The 1,660-nt window shown below is 69.5% G+C and carries 1 protein-coding gene; it reads right to left on the reverse strand.

What is annotated here, in order from left to right; translation table 11 throughout:
- Window positions 1-26 precede the first annotated feature (26 nt).
- Window positions 27-1,274, reverse strand: coding sequence for an IS110 family RNA-guided transposase (locus KN815_RS48970; protein WP_216348184.1), 1,248 nt, complete (start codon window positions 1,272-1,274; stop codon window positions 27-29).
- Window positions 1,275-1,660 lie beyond the last annotated feature (386 nt).

Genomic DNA, 1,660 nt, shown 5'->3' on the forward strand with positions numbered 1-1,660 from the left:
GAGAGACATCTCGCGTGCGTAACAAGTCAAGCCGCCGTGGCCAGAGCCGCTGAAGGACCGGAGGTGAACGCGTGTTGCTCGTCGAAGAGCTGTCGGCTCTGCAGGCAGTGGTAGAGCTGTCCGATCATCCGGTTGAACAGGTGCCGCTGGGCCCCGGCGTGCCAGTCCCCACGCTCGCGTCGGTGCTTGTAGTGGGCGTTGGCTCCGGGCGAAACCCGCATGGCGGAGAGTGCCCAGAGGAAGCCGGCGGCGATGAGGCGGTTGTTCTTGATGTAGCGGCGTCCGACGTAGCGCTTCTTGCCGGAGGCGCGGGTGACCGGCGCGGACCCGGAGTATGCCTTCAGTGCACGGGCGTCGGCGAAGCGGGTGCGGTCGTCACCGATCTCGGCGAGCACCCGGGCGCCGAGCTGGACCCCGAGGCCGGGGAAGCTGAGAAGGATCTCAGCATCCGGGTGCTGGCGAAAATGGACCTCCACCGCCTCGGCAAGCTCGTCGGCCGCCACGCAGGCCGCATCCAACTGCTTTATGAGAGCCAGGAGTTGGATTCCGAAGGCATCCTCGACAGCTTTGGGCTGGCGTGCGTGCTCAGTGCGGAAGACGGAACGCAGGCGCTCGGCCTCGGCATCGATTCCCCGCTGACGGCCGGCTCGCTTGAGCGCGGACCGCAGTTGGGTGAGGTTGAGACGGGCGGCTCTGGCCGGGGTCGGAGCGGTGGCCAGGACGGCACGGGCCTCCGCGCGGGCCAGGCCGTGCTGCTTGCCGAGGAAGGCGTCCAGGGCGGCCGGGTAGTACTCGCGCAGCAGCGAGCGGACCTGGTTGACGAGCTGCTGGCGGTTCCAGACCGCGTCCTGCTGGGCGCGGGCGAGAACGGCGATGGCGCGGGCGTGGTCGGAGTCGGCGGGCAGGGGCCGGTGGGCGTGCATGTCGGTGCGCAGGATGTTCGCCAGGACCAGCGCGTCGCCGGGGTCGGACTTCTTGCGGCTCACGCCGTGGCGGTCGCGGTAGCGTGCGGCGGCCAGTGGGTTGATCGCGTAGATCGGCCGCCGGCCCGCTCGCAGGACGGCGACCAGCAGTCCGCGCGAGGTCTCGATGGCCACCGGTATCGGGGCCTCGGAGGTGTCGCCGTACTCGGCGAGCAGGTCGAGCAGCAGGCGGTAGCCGTCCGCGTCGTCGCTGATGCGGCGCTTGGCGAGCAGGGTGCCCGCCTCGTCGACCAGGGCGACATCGTGGTGGTCCTCGGCCCAGTCGATGCCGCAGAACACTGTCACATCCATCTCCGTTCCGTTGTGGTTCGCGCAGGTGAAAAGCCTGTGCGGGCCACGCGGCGACCTAATCCCAGGACTCGTCGGTCCGCCATCTCGCCAGCCGTTCGTGGCACCAGCGGACCGCAGGGGCCTCCGTCTTACGAAGAGCTCGGGGCTCGGGACGAAGGAAGAGGTCGCCCTGCGGCGGGCTCGCACCAAGACGATCAACGAACACCAGTTCCGGACGGGTTCGTGGCGGCCCGAGGGCACCGGCTGTCGCCGGTCTCTCGTAAGGCCTCCAGGGCCGGGAACCACAAGGGATTCACCCGGCACCCGCGGGCCACCACGACCCCATCCAGCAGCAAGACCAGCCACCCCGCCGGGGCCCGGCTGGAATCCCTACACACGGATTAGGA

The sequence above is a fragment of the Streptomyces niphimycinicus genome (assembly GCF_018883605.1).
Classification (GTDB): Bacteria; Actinomycetota; Actinomycetes; order Streptomycetales; family Streptomycetaceae; genus Streptomyces; species Streptomyces niphimycinicus.

What these genes read in the sequence shown, in the direction of transcription:
- KN815_RS48970 (WP_216348184.1), bottom strand. Translation starts at nt 1,274, where the DNA reads ATGGATGTGACAGTGTTCTGCGGCATCGACTGGGCCGAGGACCACCAC.